17 protein-coding genes and 1 pseudogene are annotated in these 17,267 nt (G+C 38.5%); 14 read left to right on the forward strand and 4 right to left on the reverse strand.

Translation table 11 applies throughout. The features are described 5' to 3' along the window. Positions 1-37 precede the first annotated feature (37 nt). The gene (gene lexA, locus D0Z64_RS02855) at positions 38-661 is read right to left on the reverse strand and encodes a transcriptional repressor LexA (RefSeq protein WP_006351487.1); all 624 of its coding nucleotides are present in this window, start codon (positions 659-661) and stop codon (positions 38-40) included. Between the two features lie 145 nt (positions 662-806). On the opposite strand from lexA, the gene D0Z64_RS02860 reads away from it, so the two are divergent. The 7 genes from D0Z64_RS02860 to D0Z64_RS02890 all read left to right on the forward strand — a co-directional run bounded on the left by D0Z64_RS02860 (position 807) and on the right by D0Z64_RS02890 (position 8,786). Beyond that, positions 807-1,055: a DUF896 domain-containing protein gene (locus D0Z64_RS02860; protein ID WP_006351486.1), complete on the forward strand. Its 249-nt coding sequence runs from the start codon at positions 807-809 to the stop codon at positions 1,053-1,055. Between the two features lie 70 nt (positions 1,056-1,125). Then, entirely contained in the window at positions 1,126-1,347 is a 222-nt protein-coding gene (locus tag D0Z64_RS02865) for a YneF family protein (RefSeq protein WP_080881303.1), read from the forward strand. An 81-nt stretch (positions 1,348-1,428) separates the two neighbouring features. Then, positions 1,429-3,192 (forward strand): ABC transporter ATP-binding protein, encoded by a 1,764-nt coding sequence (locus tag D0Z64_RS02870; RefSeq protein WP_127345577.1) that lies wholly within the window; start codon positions 1,429-1,431, stop codon positions 3,190-3,192. Next, a complete protein-coding gene (locus D0Z64_RS02875; RefSeq protein ID WP_080881305.1) occupies positions 3,185-4,984 on the forward strand; it encodes an ABC transporter ATP-binding protein in 1,800 nt (599 codons plus the stop codon). Before D0Z64_RS02870 ends, D0Z64_RS02875 begins: the two co-directional genes overlap by 8 nt. Before the next feature lie 10 nt (positions 4,985-4,994). Further along, positions 4,995-6,935, forward strand: a complete 1,941-nt coding sequence (locus tag D0Z64_RS02880) for a M13 family metallopeptidase (protein WP_080881306.1) — start codon at positions 4,995-4,997, stop codon at positions 6,933-6,935. A gap of 87 nt (positions 6,936-7,022) precedes the next feature. Next, positions 7,023-8,201, forward strand: a complete 1,179-nt coding sequence (locus D0Z64_RS02885) for an SAM-dependent methyltransferase (protein ID WP_080881307.1) — start codon at positions 7,023-7,025, stop codon at positions 8,199-8,201. A 144-nt stretch (positions 8,202-8,345) separates the two neighbouring features. Further along, on the forward strand, positions 8,346-8,786 hold the full coding sequence (locus tag D0Z64_RS02890) for a hypothetical protein (RefSeq protein ID WP_080881308.1): 441 nt from the start codon (positions 8,346-8,348) through the stop codon (positions 8,784-8,786). Between the two features lie 35 nt (positions 8,787-8,821). Here D0Z64_RS02890 and D0Z64_RS08500 read toward each other — a convergent pair whose 3' ends face one another. After that, positions 8,822-8,959: a DUF805 domain-containing protein gene (locus tag D0Z64_RS08500; protein ID WP_418287741.1), complete on the reverse strand. Its 138-nt coding sequence runs from the start codon at positions 8,957-8,959 to the stop codon at positions 8,822-8,824. A gap of 536 nt (positions 8,960-9,495) precedes the next feature. On the opposite strand from D0Z64_RS08500, the gene D0Z64_RS02900 reads away from it, so the two are divergent. The 4 genes and pseudogenes from D0Z64_RS02900 to D0Z64_RS02915 all read left to right on the forward strand — a co-directional run bounded on the left by D0Z64_RS02900 (position 9,496) and on the right by D0Z64_RS02915 (position 12,049). After that, positions 9,496-10,239, forward strand: a complete 744-nt coding sequence (locus D0Z64_RS02900) for a DUF4097 family beta strand repeat-containing protein (protein ID WP_080881310.1) — start codon at positions 9,496-9,498, stop codon at positions 10,237-10,239. A gap of 150 nt (positions 10,240-10,389) precedes the next feature. Further along, complete coding sequence (locus D0Z64_RS02905) at positions 10,390-10,713, forward strand: hypothetical protein (RefSeq protein WP_040456866.1); 324 nt, start codon at positions 10,390-10,392, stop codon at positions 10,711-10,713. 22 nt (positions 10,714-10,735) lie between these two features. Next, positions 10,736-11,505, forward strand: a pseudogene (locus D0Z64_RS02910) (nucleoside phosphorylase). 151 nt (positions 11,506-11,656) lie between these two features. After that, positions 11,657-12,049, forward strand: a complete 393-nt coding sequence (locus D0Z64_RS02915) for a hypothetical protein (RefSeq protein WP_080881311.1) — start codon at positions 11,657-11,659, stop codon at positions 12,047-12,049. Here D0Z64_RS02915 and D0Z64_RS02920 read toward each other — a convergent pair. Next, complete coding sequence (locus tag D0Z64_RS02920; RefSeq protein ID WP_080881312.1) at positions 12,034-12,648, reverse strand: lysophospholipid acyltransferase family protein; 615 nt, start codon at positions 12,646-12,648, stop codon at positions 12,034-12,036. The two genes, D0Z64_RS02915 and D0Z64_RS02920, sit on opposite strands and share 16 nt — an antisense overlap. A gap of 61 nt (positions 12,649-12,709) precedes the next feature. Between D0Z64_RS02920 and D0Z64_RS02925 the strand changes: the two genes are divergently transcribed. The 3 genes from D0Z64_RS02925 to tsf all read left to right on the forward strand — a co-directional run bounded on the left by D0Z64_RS02925 (position 12,710) and on the right by tsf (position 15,740). Further along, on the forward strand, positions 12,710-13,741 hold the full coding sequence (locus D0Z64_RS02925; RefSeq protein WP_080881313.1) for a GIY-YIG nuclease family protein: 1,032 nt from the start codon (positions 12,710-12,712) through the stop codon (positions 13,739-13,741). Between the two features lie 158 nt (positions 13,742-13,899). Next, entirely contained in the window at positions 13,900-14,676 is a 777-nt protein-coding gene (gene rpsB / locus D0Z64_RS02930; RefSeq protein WP_080881314.1) for a 30S ribosomal protein S2, read from the forward strand. Between the two features lie 38 nt (positions 14,677-14,714). Then, on the forward strand, positions 14,715-15,740 hold the full coding sequence (tsf, locus tag D0Z64_RS02935) for a translation elongation factor Ts (RefSeq protein WP_080881315.1): 1,026 nt from the start codon (positions 14,715-14,717) through the stop codon (positions 15,738-15,740). 156 nt (positions 15,741-15,896) lie between these two features. Here tsf and D0Z64_RS02940 read toward each other — a convergent pair whose 3' ends face one another. After that, positions 15,897-17,258 (reverse strand): IS4 family transposase, encoded by a 1,362-nt coding sequence (locus D0Z64_RS02940; protein ID WP_080881316.1) that lies wholly within the window; start codon positions 17,256-17,258, stop codon positions 15,897-15,899. Between the last annotated feature and the right edge of the window lie 9 nt (positions 17,259-17,267).

A 17,267-nucleotide genomic window follows, 5' to 3' on the forward strand; every position in this document is an offset into this window, starting at 1 on the left:
AAAGACTAGGAACTAACTTCCTAGTCTCTTGCTTTATTTAATCAATATTGCTACGGTAAAGGCCAACAACCTTGCCTAAAATGCTGACCTTAGATAAGATAATCGGTGCCATTGTATCATTTTCCGGTTGCAAACGGTAATGGCCTTTTTCTTTGTAAAAGCGCTTAACCGTTGCTTCGTTATCTTCTGTCATGGCGACTACAATTTCACCATTAGAAGCAGAAGATTGCTTTCTGACAATTACATTATCACCATTTAAAATTCCCGCGTTGATCATACTCTCACCATGAACCTTAAGCATGAACAGATCGCCGGCGTCTGCCTTTAAATCAGGTGGAAGTGGGAAATAATCATCAATATCTTCAACTGCTAAAATTGGCTGCCCTGCAGTAACAACACCGACAACCGGTATTTCTTTAGGCTTAATGCCTAGTTCTTCGCGTCCTTTTTTCGTAATTTCGATTGCACGGGGCTTAGTTGCATCTTTAATTAAAAGTCCTTTGCGTTCAAGCCGTGATAAATGGCCGTGAACCGTTGAAGTTGAAGATAAATTAACTGCTGAGCAGATTTCACGAACAGTTGGCGGAAAACCGCGATCCTCAACGGTATCGTAGATGTATTGCAAAATTTCGAGTTGTTTTGATTCGTGGTTGTTAGTCATAATGTAACCCCATTTGTGTCTAATATTCTTTAAGTATTAGTTTAGCAAAAAACAAAACGATATACAAACGAACGTTCTTAAATTTATTACTTTTTTTATCTGCACAAATACGGTAAACTATCATTATATATAGAGGTGTTAAATCATGGACAAAGATGAAATTAAAAAGGTAACAGACCGAATCAACGAGCTTTATCACAAGAAAGAAAATGAAGGTCTGACACCTGAAGAAGAAGCTGAAAGAAAAGAACTTCACAAAAAGTTTTTAGCCAATTTTAGAGCTGGTTTCAAACAACAATTGGAAGATACTGTTATTATAGATAAAGATGGTAATGAAGTAACTTCTGAACGTGCAAAACGTGCCCAAAGAAAAAAGGGCTTGAGAAAAGATTAAATTAGGCTTTAAAAAAGTCTTATTTTTTTGTAAGATATATTCTGTTAGTTAATTGGAGGGTTTTTAAATTATGAATTTAGGTTTAGCAATTGTTTTAATTATTGTTGCTCTTGGTATCGGATTAATTGGTGGCTTTTACGGTGCTAGAGCTTATATGAAGAAGTATTTCCAAGATAATCCTCCAATCAATGAAGATATGATCGTTGCAATGATGTCACAAATGGGACAAAAGCCTTCTACTAAAAAGGTTAAAAAAGTGATGAATATGATGAAGCATCAACAACGTAAATAATATATATCTTTATAGAAGAAGTTTACAAAAGACGAAGGATTACCTTTGTCTTTTTCTTTTTGTTTAAGAAAGGGTGAAATAATGGGAGTTTTTAAGAAATTGGGCTGGTTCTTCAAAAAGGAGAAGAAACGATACATTTTAGGGATCATTTTTCTAGCCTTGACTTCTTTTGCCAACTTGGTTCCGCCAAGAGTTTTAGGTTTGATGGCCGATCAGCTGGATAAAGGTCATATTACTTGGAAACAATATGGCGTCCTGGTTTTAGCAGTTTTGGCCGGGGCCGTTGTCTTGTACTTGCTGCGGTATTTCTGGCGCAAGCAAATTTGGGGTGGTGCCGCAGAACTGGAACGGCAAATGCGCTCAAGACTGTTTCGCCATTTTATGATCATGGACAGAACATTTTACCAACGTCACCGAATTGGTGATTTGATGGCCCACGCGACCAACGACGTATCTGCGATCCAAAACGTTGCCGGCGATGGCGTTTTGACTTTGGTTGATTCACTGATGATGGGCTTGTCGACGATGATTGCCATGATTATTTTCGTTGACTTTCGTTTGACGATTGTAGCTATGCTGCCACTGCCGTTCTTGGCCTGGGGTGCGCAAAAATTAGGTCAGCATTTGCATGCGGCTTTCGATCAGTCTCAGGCTGCCTTTTCAAAATTAAATAATAAAACTCAGGAGTCAGTCACCGGGATTAAGGTTTTGAAAACGTTCAATCAAGGTAAAGAGGATACGGCTGCTTTTGATAAAATGGTCGATCAAACTATTAAAATCAATCGCAGAGTCTTTATTTGGGATTCGCTGTTTGATCCATTAGGTACGATAATTATCGGTTTAACATATACAATCACGATCATTTATGGCGGGTTGCTTGTTAAAAACAAAATTTTGTCAGTAGGGCAACTAGTTTCATTTATTGCCTACATCAGCAATATGGTCTGGCCGATGTTTGCGATCGGCTACTTGTTCAACATTCTTGAACGGGGAAGCGCAAGCTATGATCGTGTTGAAAAATTGCTAAAAGAAAAGCCGCTCATTACCGACCAAAAGGCCGATGATTCATTGACGGCAGAAGATATCCATGGTGATTTGCAATATGACGTTAGATCTTTTGCTTATCCTGATGAAAAAGATGTCGAAGTTTTACATAATATCAAGTTTACGCTGAAAACCGGTCAAACTTTGGGACTGGTTGGCCGCGTTGGTTCCGGCAAGACGACGATTATTCAATTGCTGTTGCGTGAATTCGATAATTATGATGGCAAAATTACGCTTAATGGTCACGATATTCGTGAGATTCCGCTCAACGTTCTGCTCAGACAGATTTCTTACGTACCGCAAAATAACTATCTCTTTTCTACCAGTATTCAAAACAATATTGCTTTTGCAGAAAAGAATGCCGAAGACAATCAAATTATTGAAGCAGCAAAAAAGAGCGACCTGCATAACGACATTTTGCAAATGCCGCGTTCTTACAACACTTTAGTTGGTGAAAACGGCGTGTCGCTCTCTGGTGGACAAAAACAGAGAATGTCGATCGCGCGGGCACTTTTAAAGCAGAGCCAGATTTTGATCATGGATGACGCCTTGTCAGCGGTTGATGCCAAAACTGAAACAGAGATTTTGCATGCATTGCGCAAGGAGCGTAACGGCAAGACAACTTTAATTGCAGCTCACCGTTTGACTTCAGTCATGAACGCAGATCTTATTTTGGTCTTAAAAGATGGAAAGATTGTTGAACGCGGAACCCATGACCAGTTGCTGGCTAATAACGGCTGGTATGCTGAGATGTGGCGCAGACAGGAATTAGAAGAGAAAGTGGGTGAAAAGCATGAATAATGAAGATGAGTTCAAATCAGTCTGGTCAGAAGCCATCCCAGTCAAAGAACAGATCGTTATTTTTAAACGTTTAATGAAATTCGTTATGATTTTCAAACGGGAAATGCTGGTAGCTGTTATCGGTGCGTTTTTGGTTAGTGTCATCAATATGGCGTTGCCATTTGGTCTGCAATACTTTTTGGATCACTTTTTGTTAAAACAAACTGAAACCGTGCAAATTATTTTATTTGCGGGATTCTTGTATGCTTTAGGTTCATTATTAAAAGCGTTTTTGCAGTTTGCTTATGAATTTTGTTTTTCTTTAGGTTCTGAAAAGTCGCTGGAACAAATTCGGAAGGTACTTTATCGCAAGCTTCATAGTTTGGGGATGCGTTACTTTGATCAAACGCCAGCAGGCTCAATTGTTTCGCGGGTTACCAATGATACGATGACTTTGAGCAACTTCTTGACGGTGCTGTCAAGCGTCGTGATTTCCTTCTTCTCAGTTGTTTCAGCTTTAGTGGCCATGTTTTTAACCAATAAAACCGCTGGCTTCTTAATGTTGGCGTTCTTGCCGATTTTGCTGTTGATTATTTGGCTTTATGCTTATCAAAGTTCCAAACTTTACCGCAATTATCGTGAACGATTGAGCCGCATCAACACGAACCTGAATGAATCGCTTGAAGGCGTATCTTTGATTCAGCAGTTTAAGCAAGAAAAAAGAATGACAAATGAGTTCGAGGATGAAAATGGCGGCTTGATGAATACCCGTTTCAACATGATCCGGATGAATTCACTGCTTTTGTCACCTCTGACTTCCATGCTTTATTCATTAGCTTTGGCTGTATCATTAATGTACTTTGGCTTTCCGCTTCACGATACCTTCGTGCCAGCCGGTGTTGTTTACGCTTTTTCACAATATATTTCACAATTCTTTAACCCTATTTCAACCATGATGGATCAAATGACGCTGTTCCAGGATGGGATTGTTGCGGGTAAAAGAATTTTCAGAATCCTTGATGATACGCAATATGAACCACAGCAGCAGACTCAGGAAGGTTTAACAATTGCAAAAGGAAAAATTGAATTCAAGCACGTTTCATTCTCTTATGATGGCAAAAACGAGATTTTGCATGATATTACCTTTACCGTCAATCCCGGAGAAACGCTTGGAATCGTCGGTCATACGGGTTCAGGCAAAAGTTCCATCATCAATGTTATGATGCGCTTTTATGAATTTTATAAGGGACAAATTTTAATCGACGGCGTGGATATTAAAAAATATCCTAAAGAAGAGCTGCGCAAAAAGCTTGGACTTGTTTTGCAAGAACCATTTATGTTCTATGGCGATATCAATTCTAATATTCGCTTGTACAATCAAAAGATCACAGATGAACAAATCAAAGAGGCTGCTAAGGCTGTTCAAGCCGACCGTTTTATTGAAAAAATGCCGGGCAAGTATCATGCTAAGGTTATTGAAGGCGGCTCTGAATTAAGTCAAGGCGAGCGGCAACTGATTTCATTTGCTCGTACTTTGGTCACCGATCCAAAAGTTTTGGTTTTAGACGAAGCGACAGCTAACGTTGATACTGAAACGGAAACAATGATTCAGGAAGGACTTAAGCGTCTGCGTAAAGGCAGAACTACTTTGGCTATTGCTCACCGTTTGTCGACGATTGCAGATGCCGATCAAATTATTGTTTTGGATAAAGGTCGTATCATTGAAAAAGGTACGCATGAAGAACTGTTAGCCAAAAAGGGCTACTACTACAATTTGTACAATTTGCAAAATGGTGCGCATAGGGAAAAATAGGAGGTTTTGAATGAAAACTATTGCAAAAATACGTGGCGGTGTCGGTGATTTGACTAAGCCCGACATTTCAGCTCGTCCGCAAGACAATCTATATTTGGCGGTAAATTCTAAGTGGCAAAAAGATGCCAAGATTCCAGCCGACCGAACTGAAATTGGTGTTAACACTGATATCGATATGAAGATCGAAAAGAAATTGATGCATGATTTTGATCAAATTGCCTCTGGAAAAGAAAAAATGCCAGACGTTAAGGATTTTGACAAAGCAATTAAGCTGTATCAGATTGCCAAGAACTTTAAGAAACGCGATCAAGACGGGGCAGAACCAATTAAGACTGATTTAAACAAACTAATTGCACTTAAAGATTTTGCTGAGTTTAACAAAGAAGCAGTCAAAATTGACGAATTTGCTGGATTGCCATTTGGCTTTGACGTGGAAGCCGATATGAAAAACACCAAGGTTCATGTTTTGGAATTTGGTGGTCCAGGCACTTTTTTACCAGACACAACAAGCTATCAACAAGATGATGCCAAAAAGCTTTTGGAAATTTTGAAGAAGCAAACCATCAAACTGTTGACAATGGCCGGAGTTGATGAGGCAAAAGCTGAAAATTATGTCGATCAGGCTTTAAAATTCGATGCTAAACTTGCCAAAGTTGTTAAATCTACTGAAGAGTGGGCGGATTATCCAGCTGCATATAATCCATATTCAATGTCCGACTTTTTGGCTAAGTTAAAATCATTTGATATGAAGGGATTTTTGGAAGAACTTATCCCTCAGCTGCCAGATCGTGTAATTGTTTTAGAGCCAAGATTTTTAGATCATGCAGAAGAATTGATCAATGCTGATAATTTTGAAGAGATTAAAGGCTGGATGATCACCAAGTTTATCAATGGTGCGGCTGGTTCACTTTCACAAGAATTTCGTGAAGCGGCATTTCCGTTTAGTCAAGCCTTGAGTGGACAAGGAGAATTGACACCGCAAGATCGTCATGCTTATTACACGGCTAATGGAAGCTTTGATGAAGTTATCGGTATTTACTACGGCAAGAAGTATTTTGGTGAAAAAGCCAAGGCTGATGTTACCGATATGATTCACCGGATGATCAAAGTTTATGAAGAGCGAATTCAAGATAACGATTGGCTGTCTGATGAAACTAAGAAGAAAGCTATCGTCAAGCTTCGTGCATTGGTTTTTAAGATTGGCTATCCGGATAAGATTGAAAAAATTTATGATTTGCTGCAAGTTGATCCCCAAAAGAGCCTTTATGAAAATGAAAAGGCAATGGGAAAAACGCTTGAAAAGTACAGTTTAAGCAAATTAACTGAACCGGTTGATCGTTCCGTATGGCTAATGCCAGGTAACTTGAACAACGCTTGTTACGACCCACAAAGAAACGATATTACATTCCCAGCCGCAATTTTGCAGAAGCCGTTTTATGACTTGCACCAGTCCCGTAGTCAAAATTATGGTGGGATCGGTGCAACGATTGCTCATGAAATTTCTCATGCTTTTGACAACAATGGGGCAAAATTCGATGAGTTCGGCAATATGAAGAATTGGTGGACTGACGCAGATTTCAAGGAATTCAATAAACGGACTCAGGCAGCAATTGACATTTATGACGGCTTGCAATATGGCCCTGCTAAGCTAAACGGAAAGCAAATCGTTTCAGAAAATATTGCTGATTTAGGTGGCCTTACTTGCGCAATCCAAGCTAATAAGGCAGAAGGCGGCAACATGAAGGAACTATTTGAGAATTACGCTCGTTCTTGGGCACAAAAGCAGCGTCCTGAAGCAATCAAGACCGAAATTGCGACCGACGTTCATGCACCGCAACCTACCAGAGTGAATATTCCTTCACAATGTCAGGATGAATTTTATGAAGCTTTCGATGTTAAGAAAACTGATGGAATGTGGCTTGATCCGGATAAACGCGTAACGATTTGGTAAGCCATACTAAGAAACTCATGTCAATCATGAGTTTCTTTTTATTTAGTGTTAAAATAACCCTAAGGTTTATTTATGGAGGGAACTTAATTGTTAGAAAAAACTTTTTACAAGATGATGCTCAGTAAATCCTTCCCGTTCCCAGTTAAAGTCACTTATTGGGATGGTAAGAGTGAAGTATACGGCAATGGCACACCAGAAATTGAGATTGTCTTTAATGAAAAAATTCCAATTTCAGCAATTACCAAAAACGCTTCACTTGCGTTAGGTGAAGGCTACATGGACAAGAAGATCGAAATTCATGGTGACATCCAAAAGTTGATCATGGGTGCTTATGAAAGTGCCGATTCATTCATGCGTTCTTCAAAATTCCGCAAGTTTATTCCAAAAACAAAGCATACGGAAAAGCAAAGTGAAGAGGATGTTCAAAGCCACTATGACATTGGTAATGACTTCTACAAGTTATGGCTTGATCCAACCATGACTTATTCATGTGCTTACTTTGAAGATGGCAATACTGACGATCTTGAAAAAGCACAAATTGCAAAAGTTCACCATATTTTGAACAAGCTTCATCCGGAAAAGGGCAAGACCTTGCTTGATATTGGTTGTGGCTGGGGTACTTTGATGCTCACAGCGGCTAAAGAATATGGCTTGAAGGTAACCGGTGTTACTTTGAGTGAAGAACAATATAAGCTGGTTCAAAAACGTATTTATGATGATGGCTTAGAAGATGTTGCTGAAGTCAAACTCGAAGACTACCGTGAATTAGGTGATCAAAAGTGGGATTATATCACTTCAGTAGGGATGTTCGAACACGTAGGTTCAGAAAACTTACCTGAATACTTTGCCGACGTATACAAGCACTTGAACCGAGATGGTGTTGCGCTGATTCACGGAATCACCCGTCAACAAGGTGGTGTCACCAACGCTTGGATTAACAAGTACATCTTCCCAGGTGGTTATATTCCAGGTTTGCAAGAGATTGTCGGCGACATTGTTGGCAGTGGTTTGCAAATTGCTGATATGGAAACTCTTCGTCGTCACTACCAAAGAACTTTGGAAATTTGGGACAAGAACTTCAATAATGCTCGTGAACAAATTCAAGATAAGATGGGCGAAAGATTTACTCGGATGTGGGACATGTATTTGAATGCTTGTGCTGCTTCATTTGAATCAGGCAATATTGATGTTATTCAGTATTTGTTGACTAAGGGCCCATCTGGTAAGAACTTGCCAATGACTAGAAATTACATGCTTGAAAAATAGTATTTTGATTAAAATGAAAAAACGTTGAATGCAATATTCAACGTTTTTTGTTGCTTGCTTATTATTTTTCTATGTTGGTTGTATAATTGGAAGATAATTAGGCAAAGAGCGATAAACGAGTTTTGAAAAAATAAAGGAGATCTAATGTTAAAAGACCAACGTAAATTTGATGAACTAGGACAAAAATTATTTATGAAGGGTGTCTTGCAAGATTTTGAACAAAAACACGGTCCAATCAAAGGAAGAATGATGGTTACGGAGGGCAAGATTCCACCAGAAATGTTGACTAAGCTTCAACCAGAATTAGTTAAAAATCCTAACTGGATCGTTGTGGAAGGCAGCTTCGACTTCTCTAATTATATGATTGGAATGGTAATTGGCTTGAATCCAGTTCAGTCATTGGCAAATGGCTGGTTGATCCCTCAGTTGAATCATTCCGGAGTTAAACTAAGTCAAAATTGGCAGGAATTCTTTATGGAAAAAGTAATGGACAAGATTGATGATAATGGTCATATTGATTTGCCAATTTATAGTTGGATTTCAGACAAGAGCGGTCTTACTTTAACTGATAAAGAAGATAAATAAAAAACGAAAGAGCTTAAATATGCTCTTTCGTTTTTTTATTCAGTATATAAATATGATCCCCATCTTACTGGTTCTTCAACTGTTGGCAAGATTAAAAAGTATAAAATGAACAGCCAACCAAGCGGAATAAGATCAAGCCAAAGCCACCAGCCTGAATGATTAGTTTCATGCAATCTTCTTACTGCAGATCCAAGTAAACCTAAATTTACCCAAATTCCAATAAAAAAAGAATAATCAAAATCAAGAAAAGCAAAGCACTTGACGAACTGAATGAATAGCCATTGTTAAAGCTGCTGAAAGGAGCGACAGTAAAGATCGCGATGATCGTTAAGATAATGTCTAGAATTGCAGTTGCCGCATAGCTGACCCAAAATTCTTTACGTGTTCTGCGTGCGCTCCAATTAAAAGGATTTAAAAACAGATTTGTAAGGATTTGTGATACTGCGGGAGTAGGATGCTGCTCTCTGATTCTTGATATGGTTTTTCGTAATAATTTGCCATTTTTTACTCTCTTTTTTTATTTACTTAGCATTATAGAATAAAACTTATGATAAAATACGAAATTTAAAATAAATTTTGTAGCAAATATGTTTATTTTTTGTCTTTAAATTATAAAGGAAAATGTGTTGAAAATTAAAATAATGGGAGTAAAATTAAAATAAAATAAAAGTAGCCTATTATTTGTTTAAGAATGTAGGAGTGAAGCCTTATGTTTTTCACAAAAGCTAAAAAGGATGACGACGATATCAAAACTATCGACCAAGTGCTGTCTAATGATAGTTTTGACGCCTTAAGAGTCGATTTTAAAAGCTTAAATTTGGAAGTAAAAGCAGGTAATAAATTTGAAATTAAATATCATGGATCAGAATATAAAAAGCCGGAAATTGACGAAGATGACGGCGTAATGAACGTTAAGGAACCTGACGTCCGTGACAAAGAAATTAAGCGTTGGGAGAAGGCCTTTTTCAAAATTGAAGTTCATAGCAGTCATGATGGGGAGGTAACCATTACTTTGCCCCAGGAAACTGAATTGGAGCAGTTTGACCTGCACATGATGAGTGGAAATGTGCGCATGAGACAATTTGCAATCAATGATCTGCAAGTGGAGTCGATGAGCGGTAATTTGGATGGAAAAACTTTGAAACTGGGAACAATCGATATTTCTGTTACTTCCGGCAATATCAACCTTGATGAGGTCAGAGCAAAAGCTGGTGAAATTAGCCTAACCAGTGGCGATTTTAGACTAGAAAACAGCCGAGTATCTGACAAGTTGGAAGTGTCAACGGTTTCCGGCGATAACTTAGTTAAAAACATTCAAGTAGGACGCTGTCATCTGTCCACTGTTTCAGGCAATAACCGTATTTTCGGCAAAAAGTCTAAAGAAGCTGAGATTAGCGGCAATGCCAGTTTGCTAAAAATGGCGACAGTCTCAGGTGATAATACGGTAGAATAGAAACTAAAGCTAGAAAGAATTATTTAATGTTAACTTTGGTTTCTATTCAAGGAGGGCACTGGTTTTTACCGGTTCTGATTTTAATTTTTTGACTATTTTTTGAATCAGTATGCTGCCAAAAAAGAATTAACGTCCTTAAGAAAAATAATAATGCTGGTTCAAGCAGTGCTTTTCCTAGCGATTGTCGTTTTAATTTGGATAATTTACTGCAAAGGCAGGACAAGCCTGACAACTGCAATTTTTGTTACTGCTATCATTGCGTTAGGGATGTTTAATAGTTGCCTTTTTGAACTAAAACAGCTTTTAGGAGCAAAATATTTTGGAATAAAAATAGCCTTTGACATCCTGATCATGCTTATCATTGCCGGCGTTATTTTGACCTGGTGGAATTTCAGCCTAGTATCATGGATTATCGCTATTCTTTTGTTAGCAGTAACTGTCTTGATCGATTACGCTTGTCAAAAAAGCAGATAGTTTTTAAAAAAGGAGTGAGCTTATGTCAGAGGAACCTTTTATTTTAGACTTTGATGCTAATCTGCATGCGGTACTTGAACCGGATCGTGATCAACTGCCATATCACTTTCATTCAAGACTGCTGTATGCTTTTGTTCCTAAAAAAATATTGATCGTTTTCTTGATGAAGTGCCTCATAAAGTACTTGGAACTTTTGACACCATTTCTTTTCAACCGTCAATTTATGAAATCAATCTTAATGGTCAACTGCTGACCCTGTGTCAAGCTCCTTTAGGAGCGCCCGCTGCTACGCAGCTGCTTGATTGGCTGATTTCATATGGTGTTAAGCAAGCTCTCGCTTTTGGCAATGCCGGTGCACTAGTTGATTTGCCTGAAAACGCTTTGCTTATTCCAACTCGCGCAATTCGCGACGAAGGCACGTCTTTCCATTATGCTGCGACTGGCAATATAATTAATCTGCAGCTGGATTTTATTAAAAAGATTGAAAAAGGCGTGCACAAGCTGAATTTTAAATTTGATGAGATTACTACTTGGACTACTGATGGTTTTTTCAGAGAAACGCCTAAGAAAGTAGCTCAGTTTAAGCAGTTAGGTGCGGCTACAGTCGAAATGGAATGTTCAGCTCTAGCAGCATGTGCGGAGTTTAGAAAGGTGGACTTTGCCCAATTGCTTTTTACAGCTGACTTTTTAGCTAAGATTGATGATTATGACGAACGCAATTGGGGCGATCAATCGCATAATTTAGGCCTAGAAATTGGTTCCAGAGTCCTAGCGATGATTGCAGAAAAATAAAAGACTGGCATTAGCTTTAAATTTTTGATAGATTTTTGATAGAATAGTTTAGTAACATTTTAATAAAAGCGCGTATAAGTGAATCAGCACGTCCATTAATTTGGACGTGCTGTTTTTGCATCTAAGGAGGAATTTTTTAATGTAGTTTTACATGAAGTTACCAAGAAATTTAACTGAGAAAGCAATTTTTATGGCGATCGTTTCGCTCATTTCAGTGAACATTCTCGGGCCGGTTATTTCAATGATGGAAATCGGCTTTAACTTCAAAAACTACATCTTAATTTTGCATATTTTGCCATTTATTTGGCTGGCAGTTATTGCTTCTGTTTTGATTGCTGAAAAGCCTGCTGCCTTCTTGAAGAATCAGCTGGTTGATAAAGATGACAGTTTTAGTTCTCAAATCATGGTTAAGGTTATTTTTGACGTTTTGATCATTTCATTTTTAATGACAATTGTTGGTTCATGGATTGGCAATGACCACATCAGCATGTATCCGATCGTTAATTTGCCGAAAATCTGGCCACGGAATTATTTAGCAACATAATGGAAATCAGGATTTTGTTCTTTGTCTAGCTTATTCCAAGCATCCTGCATGATCTGATCATATTTGGCTTCATTTTCATGAGTCATCTTAGTTCTGCGATCGATGTAGATTGGATCGCCAAAGCAGATTTCCATCGGTTTTCTCTTAAGCACACCCTTAAAAGTAAGCGGACCTTGATAGACGACAGGTACCAATGGCTTTTTAGAAAGCTTGGCAATTACTAATGCACCGCTCTTAAGTTCTGAAGAATGTCTTGTTCCTGATGGAAAAATGATTAATGAAAGTTTGCCTGCTTTTAATCCCTTAACCGGAATTTTGAGGACTGATGGTCCGGGATGTTTACGGTCTACAGGAAAAGCATGTGCGTGATTTAAGATAAAACGCAGGACAGGGTTTTTAAACAGTTCAATTTTGGCCATAAACATAAATTCCATAGGACTGGCTGCTAGTGCGAACATGATTGGCTCCCACCAAGTGCGGTGCGGCGCAACCAAAATGTAGTTGCCACTTGGAATCCGTTCTTTATGATGAACATGCAGGTGACCATTCAATACCCAAACGATGAAACGAACAATGAGTCTAACGAAACGATAAAACATAAATTTCCTCCAATTTGTTGTAAGATATTATAGCAAGAAAAAGCGAGAGGTTAAAATTTTTATGGTAAAACTTGGCAAAAACGAACGCATCGACTATATGTACAGTGAAAATTTAAGAATTGTTCAGGATAAAACGGCTTTTAGCTTTTCATCGGATACGCTTTTTCTAGCTTATTGGGCTAAAAATGCAATATATGATAGATATAAAGTCGCAGACTTATGTTCTGGCAATTGCGCGGCAACGATGTATATGGCCTATTTTAATCGGGCAAAATATGATGCAATCGAGATTCAGGATGAAGCATATTCACAGGCTGTTCGCTCGATTGAACTGAATAAAATGGAAAACAGAATTACCGTTCACAAAGATAATGTATTGAATGCGCCTAAATTTTTACGCAAAGATTCTTATGATGTTGTCACCGTCAATCCGCCATATTTTAAGGTGCCAAAAGGACATGAAGTTAATCCTGATCGCAAAAAGGCAATTGCCCGCCATGAGATTTTGATCAATCTGGAACAAATTATTGAAGTTGCAAGCGGTCTTCTGAAAATGAAGGGCAAGATGTTCATGGTGCACAGACCAGAGCGTCTGGGTGAAATCTGCTATTACTGCATGAAGCATGATATGAGTGTTAAAATGGTACAGCCTTTTGTCTCTCATCGCGGAGAAGATGCAAACCTGATCATCGTTGAAGCAGTTAAGCACACGGCAACAGACGGAACTGTGATTAAAGATGCGATTGAAGTTCATGATCAAAATGGAGAGTATAAGCCAGCCTTGCAGAGAATATTGCTAGAAACAAAAGAAAATCGCGAAAAGCATGATAATGCAGGCAAGTATTTCTTTTATGTTTTAAAATGCAATGATGGCAGTTTTTATGGTGGTTTTACCAATGACTTGGCTCATCGTCTAAAAATGCATAATAGTGGCAAAGGCGCAAAGTATACAAAGTCACGCCGGCCAGTTAAAATTATTTATCATGAGCAATTTGATGATAAGCGTTTAGCTTTGAAAAGAGAGCATTGGTTTAAGCATCATACGAGAAACTGGAAAGAACAGTTTTTAAAAGAGCATAATGTTAAATATTAACCTTGCATTGACGCTAAAACTTTAGTATGATGTTCAAGTATGCTGTGTTGGCATGCATAAAACACATCAAGAGCGATCGATATTATGGTGCCCAGAGGTAGTGGTCGAATATCGAATTGAACGCTTGAGAGGATTAAAACCACAGGAGGAATTATAATATGTCAGTTGTTACAATGAAGCAATTGCTTGAAGCTGGTGTCCACTTCGGTCACCAAACTCGTCGTTGGAACCCAAAGATGGCTCCTTACATTTTCACTCAAAGAAATGGTATCTATATCATTGACTTGCAAAAGACTATCAAGATGTTAGACGATGCCTACAACTTTGTTAAGAGCGTAGCTCAAGAAGGCGGCGTATTCTTATTCGTAGGTACTAAGAAGCAAGCTCAAGATTCGATTGCTGAAGAAGCAACCCGTTGTGGTCAATACTACGTTAACCAGCGTTGGTTAGGTGGTACTTTAACTAACTGGACTACTATTCAAAGCCGTGTTAAGAGATTAAAGCAATTGAAGGAAATGTCACAAGACGGTACCTTTGATGTACTTCCAAAGAAGGAAGCTGCACTTTTGACTAAGGAAATGAACAAGCTTGAAAGATTCTTAGGTGGTATCGAAGATATGCCAAGAATCCCAGATGTATTGTTCGTAGTAGATCCTAAGAAGGAAAAGATCGCTGTTCACGAAGCTAACATTTTGGGTATCCCAGTTGTAGCTATGGTTGACACCAACACTGATCCAACTCCAATTGATGTAATCATTCCGTCAAATGACGACGCTATTCGTGCTATCCGTTTGATCGTCGGTGCAATGGCAGATGCTATTGTTGAAGGTCAACAAGGCCAAGACGACGACAAGGACTCCGTTGAAGTAGGCTTCAAGGAAGACGCTGACGGTAAAGACGAAGTCGTTGGTGCTGAAGAACACAAAGAAGACTAGTTTTTACTGTTATTAGTTCTATTTAGGAGGACTTTTCAATGGCACAAATTACTGCAAAGCAAGTTAAAGAATTACGTGAACGTACCGGTGCCGGCGTTATGGACGCCAAGAAAGCATTGGTAGAAGTTGACGGTGACATGGACAGGGCAATTGAATACCTTCATGACAAGGGCATGGCTAAGGCTGAAAAGAAGGCTGACCGTGTTGCTGCTGAAGGGTTGACTGGTATTTATGTTGCTGGCAATGTAGCAGCTTTGACCGAGATTAACTCAGAAACTGACTTCGTTTCTCAAAACGCTAAGTTTGTTAACTTGGTAAAAGATGTTACTAAGACAATTGCAGAAGGTGATCCTGCAAATGTTGAAGAAGCTTATAACTTAAAGATGGCTGATGGCAAGACTTTGTCACAAGCATTTGTAGATGCTACTGCTACTATTGGTGAAAAGATTGTTTTACGTCGTTTTGCCTTAGAAAAAAAGAATGATGACCAAGAATTTGGTACTTACCAACACAACGGTGGCCAAATCGGTGTTATCACTGTTTTGGAAGGCGCAGATGCTGCTACTGCTAAGCACTTGGCTATGCACATCGCTGCTATGAATCCTAAGGTTATTTCACCAGATGAATTAGATGATGATTTCATTACTGAACAATTAGCCTTGATGAACCACAAGATTGATCAAGACAATGAAAGTCGTGCTTTAGTTCATAAGAAGCCATTGCCACATCTTGTTTATGGTTCAGAAAAGCAATTAACTGATGATGTTTTAGCTAAGGCTAAGGAAGACATCAAGGCTGAACTTAAAGAAGAAGGCAAGCCAGAAAAGATTTGGGACAGAATCATTCCTGGTAAGATGCAACGCTTTATTGATGACAATACTCAAGTTGATAAGCAATTCGCAGTTTTGTCACAAGATTACATCATGGACGACAGCAAGACTGTTGGCGAATTCTTGAAGGATAAGGGTGCTAAGTTAGTTGCCTTTACTCGTTACGAAGTCGGCGAAGGTATCGAAAAGAAACAAGAAGACTTTGCTGAAGAAGTTCGCGAACAAATGAAGTAATAAAATACAAAAGGGAGGACGATGTCAATGTCATTAAGTTAAGACATTGACAAAGCTGATGATACTTTTTAAGACATTTATCGAATTGTTTTATTCGTTAAATGTCTTTTTTGATAGCACAAATAAGCCATCATAAGATAGCCATTTCGGATTAGTTTAAGCTGCTAAACGATAAGGGAAGCCAATCACTAATTTAGCTCTTAAATTTCGCTTATCCTTTCTTCCCGGTCTGATCGGAGTTAAATAAAATGCCATATCCAGCAATAATTGCGTGAAGGCTTTATCTGAATTATCGCTTATACCAAAATACCGTCGCCAAACACAGCAGGCCATTTTAAAGTCTATTCGATATTGATATTTTCCCTGAGAATAAGGTTTTGAGCTAGAAGCAGCTGATAAACTCACGGCGTTATACATTGCAAAGTGAGCGTATATTTCCATGTAAACAAACTGATCTTTTTTAGAATGAAACTGCACTCCGCTTAAATCATATTTAAGCTCTCTAAAAGACGTTTCTATTCCCCAGCGAAGATGATAGATCTCTTTCATTCTGGCTAAAGGAAATTCGTCACGGTCCAAGTTAGTGATAAGAACTTCCCACTCATCAGCTGAACCTGGCGGATTAATTCTAAACTTGCAAACCCGGAACTTAACTTTGCATAGGCCTTCGAAATCCCAGCGCCAGTCTTTGGTATTTTTTGAACGGATAGCTTTATAGTGATGTTTTTTGTGTAGAATCAGGTGCAGAAATTTTTCCCTGTCTTTATGAGTAACGTAATAATGATGTGACGAGGTTACTCTGCAAGACAGGTCAATATCATATTCTTGTTCTGACATACCAGCAATTTCTTTAATAGCGCCATATCCAGCTTTAGTTCTGATCACATAGTGACAATGCTTTAGCCGATTGCAGTTTTCAATTAGATTAAAGCTGCTGTAGCCACGATCCATTAGAACTATAAAATCTTTTTCTCGTTGCGCTAAGTTTTTTAACATTGCAAGAGCCGCGTCACGTTCATTCATTTTTTGTCGCGGCTGAAAAACTAAATCCAAATATAACTTGTTTAACACATCATAGAGAGCATTTACATGAATCTGACAATATCTTCGACCATCTTTGCCTTGAAAAATATTTTCCGACTTAGGATTAAAGGGCTGATCAAAATCGGAACCATCAAGCGCTACAACCAAATACTTATCATCCAGTAATTGCAATGCATCGCTTGCCTGACTAGGCTTAGCCATAATTTCTTTAATACACTCGGGCTTTAATTTAGCCTTTTGTTGTTCGAAAGCTGAGACTGTCATTCTAGAATTCACATCGGGAAAAGCATGAAAAATTTCCGAGTTTAAGCTGCCCGCTCCCATGTTGAGAATCAGTTTAATCAAATCAGTCGGATTAAGCTTGCGACAGCGGGTAAAAGCCTGATCTGAAACAGAAAAATCATGAATGTTGGCAGCGATTTTATTGATAATACTATCCATCAGTTTTAAAATATTTGAGTGAAGGGATTTCATGAGAGACGC

The sequence above is a fragment of the Lactobacillus amylolyticus genome (assembly GCF_003999355.1).
GTDB lineage: Bacteria > Bacillota > Bacilli > Lactobacillales > Lactobacillaceae > Lactobacillus > Lactobacillus amylolyticus.

Coding starts and splice junctions, on each gene's coding strand:
- lexA (WP_006351487.1), bottom strand. CDS start 661: ATGACTAACAACCACGAATCAAAACAACTCGAAATTTTGCAATACATC.
- D0Z64_RS02860 (WP_006351486.1), top strand. CDS start 807: ATGGACAAAGATGAAATTAAAAAGGTAACAGACCGAATCAACGAGCTT.
- D0Z64_RS02920 (WP_080881312.1), bottom strand. CDS start 12,648: ATGTTTTATCGTTTCGTTAGACTCATTGTTCGTTTCATCGTTTGGGTA.
- D0Z64_RS02915 (WP_080881311.1), top strand. CDS start 11,657: ATGAAGTTACCAAGAAATTTAACTGAGAAAGCAATTTTTATGGCGATC.
- D0Z64_RS02880 (WP_080881306.1), top strand. CDS start 4,995: ATGAAAACTATTGCAAAAATACGTGGCGGTGTCGGTGATTTGACTAAG.
- D0Z64_RS02870 (WP_127345577.1), top strand. CDS start 1,429: ATGGGAGTTTTTAAGAAATTGGGCTGGTTCTTCAAAAAGGAGAAGAAA.
- D0Z64_RS02905 (WP_040456866.1), top strand. CDS start 10,390: ATGCTGGTTCAAGCAGTGCTTTTCCTAGCGATTGTCGTTTTAATTTGG.
- D0Z64_RS02890 (WP_080881308.1), top strand. CDS start 8,346: ATGTTAAAAGACCAACGTAAATTTGATGAACTAGGACAAAAATTATTT.
- D0Z64_RS02865 (WP_080881303.1), top strand. CDS start 1,126: ATGAATTTAGGTTTAGCAATTGTTTTAATTATTGTTGCTCTTGGTATC.
- rpsB (WP_080881314.1), top strand. CDS start 13,900: ATGTCAGTTGTTACAATGAAGCAATTGCTTGAAGCTGGTGTCCACTTC.
- D0Z64_RS02940 (WP_080881316.1), bottom strand. CDS start 17,258: ATGAAATCCCTTCACTCAAATATTTTAAAACTGATGGATAGTATTATC.
- tsf (WP_080881315.1), top strand. CDS start 14,715: ATGGCACAAATTACTGCAAAGCAAGTTAAAGAATTACGTGAACGTACC.
- D0Z64_RS02925 (WP_080881313.1), top strand. CDS start 12,710: ATGGTAAAACTTGGCAAAAACGAACGCATCGACTATATGTACAGTGAA.
- D0Z64_RS02875 (WP_080881305.1), top strand. CDS start 3,185: ATGAATAATGAAGATGAGTTCAAATCAGTCTGGTCAGAAGCCATCCCA.
- D0Z64_RS02900 (WP_080881310.1), top strand. CDS start 9,496: ATGTTTTTCACAAAAGCTAAAAAGGATGACGACGATATCAAAACTATC.